A 4,119-nucleotide genomic window follows, 5' to 3' on the forward strand; every position below is an offset into this window, starting at 1 on the left:
TTCAGCAAGGATCATTAGTAGTAGAAGCGACACGTATTTGCTGGTCTTGCAGGACTTTCAAGCGTACATCCAACACCATTTTTTCTTCTATTTTGGTGAAACACCCTTCGTAAAAAGAAGCTGGGCCGTGAAGAGGCAGTCGATCCAGCGCTTCATCCCACTCAATAATCTTACTGGATACAAGTTCACAATACGCAAGTTCATTGTAGAATTGGGAGCTCTCCTGGTGAAATTGGGAGATGTCACTAGATAGTAATTGATCTTTTTCCGGGTAGCCTGAAGGTAATGATTTCGATACTCCAAAGTCAAACTCCTGGCGATCATTCAGCTTAGGCATGACTGGCATCGACAGAAAATCCTTGATTTCTGTTACACAGTCAAACGGAAGATCTACGGTGTAAGAATGTAAATCAGAAGCTACTGATTGATGTGTACTATGTTCAATCTCATGACACGGACTGGCGTATTGGATGTTTTTTCGTACAAATCCTTTAACAAATAACTTGTGAGTAGGAAGCAATAATCGACATTGAGTGAGGATGACTCGTTTCTTAATATCTTTGATCTCTAGTACTGGCTCAGGAAAAGTAATGGTTTCATTGATATTTATCTGTAAATCAAGTTCTGCCAGAACCACAGGAACCTTGGTAAAAATCTTTCCAATACTGACGCTTGGTGTAACGGGTTGATTTTTACAAGAGTTGATAGTGGAAGACCCCTTACAATCATAATGGTTTGCACCCTTGTGTAAATCTTTGTGTGAATCAGTCATTTGATTTCCTCCTCAAAAATTATAGTACATCGTATGTAGGGCAGATCACTATGTTTGGGCGAAAGTCTGAATTCGGATTTGGTGTATAGGCTATAGCCCTTGAGTCGAAAGGAAATTATTTGTAGAGATTTTTTTATTATACTTGTCCATTACTACTATGAGATGAATGCCCAGCTTTAACGACTCATTTGAATGTTACAGCTGGATTAAAATAAGAGTTATTAAAAAACAACCACCCTTATACAAGTCTAAGGATGGTTGTTTTTGGCTTAACCGGCTGTAATGCGAACTTGTTGTTCTTGTAAAACGCTCACTGTAAAAGTAACCATCATTTTTTCAACTACGTGATGGAAGTATCCTTCGTCTACAGGGCTTTGATCATAGTCATTATGATGAGAACGTCTGTCTGTAGCTTCATCCCATTCAATTATTTCGTGTGCCAATAATTCACAATACGGAAGAGCATTATAGGCAGCTGTACTTGTTTGATGGAACTGGGAGATATCACTAGATAGAAACTGATCTTTTTCAGGAAATCCTTTGCCAAGGTCCTGAGCTCTGAAAAAGTCGAACTCGCTTCGGGTATTCGTAACAGGCAATTGAACAGGTGATTCAAGAGTTACACTCGTCATGCACTCAAATGGAACTTTTACAGTTAATGATTTCAATTTTGAGGACACGCATTCTCCTGCCTTATTGTAACAAGGGGAAGCATATTGAATGTTTTTGCGTACATACCCTTTAATGAATAAAGGGAATGGACCAGTGGCGAATTGATCTTCTCCCCCGGTAGATGTACGAGTCATAAGACGGCACTGAAGAATAACAACTCTTTTCTTAATGTCTTTAATCTCTGAAACCGGATGTGGAAACTGAATGTTAGCCACCATGTTCGTAGTGACATTGAAATCTCCTAAATTCACAGGAATCCTAACTAAACGTGTACCTGCAGGTGTGACAGGTGTGTCCGTATCCTCATTCATACATTGTTCAATAGAGGCGGACATATTAAGGTCCACACAATCGTGGTAGTGATGTTCTTTTTTACTCACTTTTTTTCCTCCTTTAATTTTTACCTCCCTGTATTCTATGCATTTCTACTTGTTAAGCGTAGTTATATGAATCAGTCAAAACGTGGAATTTAATAGGAATGATAGAAAAAGTAAGAGTAATAGAAAACCATCTGCAGTTTTTGATTTTATAAAGAAGTTTCGGTTGTACGCGCACCCTTACCTGCCCAATTTGCATAGGCTAGCCCATCAGGAGGTCGATTAAATGACGCGAAACAATATCTTTGCGGTTGATTTAGGGAACAGCTGGTATAAGGTTATGGCTTCAGATGATGGAGAACTGGTGGAGTATCAATTACCTAACGCACTTGCCTTATTTGATGAAGAATATTACGAAAAGCCCTACGATGAAGAAGATGTAGACTTTGAGGAAAATTTAATTGTAGAAATTAAAAGTCCTGCCGTCGTAGACAGACGCGAAATTTACTACATCGGCAAGTCAGCCATGAAACAGAGAAATGTGAGCCTTACTTCTTTTAACAACCAAAAAATTGATGAAGATCGTACTTATATTCTTTTACATTCGATAGCTGCTTATCATGCCCTGATCTCTAACCCGACTAAAGGGGAAATTAATTACCACATTGACCAATTAGCTGTTTCCCTTCCAACAACACAGTATAAGGAGAAAAAGGATGTTTTCAAAGAACGCTTAAAAGGTGTTCACACGGTGATATTCCATAAAGTCCCCGGGATGCTTGAGCCGAAAGAAGTAGCTGTAAAAGTGCATATTGAAGATGTCATTGTAGGTGCTGAGGGAGCCCTTGCCTACCTGAGTTTGACACGTGACCCTCATTCATTAAATGTTTCCAATGAATCGCTTGCTAAAGACTCCCAAAAAGGAATTATCATCGGAGATTTAGGCGGGGACTCCGTTGACTTTGTAGGGATTAAAAATGGTAAACCTGTCGCATCTGTGGAAGGCGAACAGTTTGGGATCAATCAATTTCTTGATAACATCATTCAAAAAGTTAGTAAAAATGAGCTCTACAAATTTAACTCACGGTCAGAACTTGAGGAGAAATTAGCGGCTGGACAGTCGGATTGGTATGTAGAGCCTTTTGCTGGCGTTAAAAAAGATATAAGTAAATATATTATTCCACAGCTCAAATCGATGGCCACTAAATATTTGGAACACTTTGACCGGGTTCGAAGCAGTTCAAACGAAATTAATGGAGCAGTAAGATATATCGCTGTAGGAGGAGCAGCTGACATTGCTCAAAGGCAAATTAAAGAAGCTGCTGTTAAGTGGAGTGAGCGAGGACGTCCGATTGACTTATTGTTCCCGGAAGATATGGTTAAATTAAACGTTCAAGGATTAATGATCCTTGCAAAAATGAGTTTGCTCAGTAAGGAAAAGGAATATGCGACCGCTAAAAAATAGAGGGTGATAAAATGTCAAGAATATACAGAGATTATTTTAATCAAAATGTTCTAACTATTCCTGACAGTTTTATTGATGTTAAAACAGGAGAAACACGCCTGGTTGCTCCTACAATCATTGAGCAACTTGATTACCATTCCAGAAATAACACACTCCAACACTTTATTATTTCAGCTCTTACCAGCTACTTGAGCGCCCCTCCAAACCTTCAAGGTTATACGGACGAAGTATTGCAGGAATTATTAGAAATAAAAAGGATGCTTAAAGTTGGAAATGGTGGAAGTCATAACACTGATAAAACCGGGAATAAGTTCTTTTCATCAAGAGAAGTGGGATCAAAGGAAATTGAAGATGTTTTAGAAGCATTTGGAGGATAATTCTTTATGTAAGAAGGTATTCTGATAAGGATTACCTTCTTATATGTTTTGTAAAACCATTATTTAGTGACGTAAATGAATGGCTGGCAGGCAAGTGATCGAACAGAAGCATGACAAATCGACCGTAATGCAAATACCCGTGCCTATTAAGTCATCCAACTCTTTATGATCAATCTGACTGCAAGCAGAATGATCATCTTTACTATGGCATTTCTCTCCATGATCTTTGGAATGCTTTAGATCTGATTTGAATACGAGTAATTCGAGAACAGCACACTCTTTTTCGATGTCTTTAACCTTGAAAATAAAAGAGTTTACACATTTGAATTTTGTTTTTTTCGAGTGGCAGTGATAGGTGGTAACTCCTGTACCTTTATAAGGCTCACATCCACAATACAAAATAAATGGAATCGTGTTTTTCCTGACTTTCCTCTCCCCTAGTAAGTCTTCTATAGACTGCTTACAGGATGAGTGGCAGCCATTATCTTTGTCTGCTTTCTTTTGAGCGGCCAGTAT

General features: G+C 38.6%; 5 protein-coding genes. 2 read left to right on the plus strand and 3 right to left on the minus strand.

The window, feature by feature from the left end; genetic code table 11:
* Nucleotide 1 precedes the first annotated feature (1 nt).
* Together WAM07_RS13380 and WAM07_RS13385 are read right to left on the minus strand one after the other, a co-directional pair.
* The gene (locus WAM07_RS13380) at nt 2-772 is read right to left on the minus strand and encodes a CsxC family protein (protein WP_422167594.1); all 771 of its coding nucleotides are present in this window, start codon (nt 770-772) and stop codon (nt 2-4) included.
* Between the two features lie 269 nt (nt 773-1,041).
* A complete protein-coding gene (locus tag WAM07_RS13385; protein ID WP_422167596.1) occupies nt 1,042-1,824 on the minus strand; it encodes a CsxC family protein in 783 nt (260 codons plus the stop codon).
* A 223-nt stretch (nt 1,825-2,047) separates the two neighbouring features.
* Here WAM07_RS13385 and WAM07_RS13390 point away from each other — a divergent pair, with 223 nt between their 5' ends.
* Complete coding sequence (locus tag WAM07_RS13390) at nt 2,048-3,226, plus strand: hypothetical protein (protein WP_422167598.1); 1,179 nt, start codon at nt 2,048-2,050, stop codon at nt 3,224-3,226.
* 11 nt (nt 3,227-3,237) lie between these two features.
* The gene (locus WAM07_RS13395; RefSeq protein WP_422167600.1) at nt 3,238-3,603 is read left to right on the plus strand and encodes a hypothetical protein; all 366 of its coding nucleotides are present in this window, start codon (nt 3,238-3,240) and stop codon (nt 3,601-3,603) included.
* Nucleotides 3,604-3,666: 63 nt separating this feature from the next.
* Here the strand turns inward: WAM07_RS13395 and WAM07_RS13400 are convergent.
* Nucleotides 3,667-4,119: CotY/CotZ family spore coat protein (locus tag WAM07_RS13400; protein ID WP_422167601.1), on the minus strand; the 453-nt coding region annotated here is incomplete at its 5' end.

Origin of the sequence: Halobacillus sp., assembly GCF_049282395.1 — a bacterium.
GTDB lineage: Bacteria > Bacillota > Bacilli > Bacillales > Halobacillaceae > Halobacillus.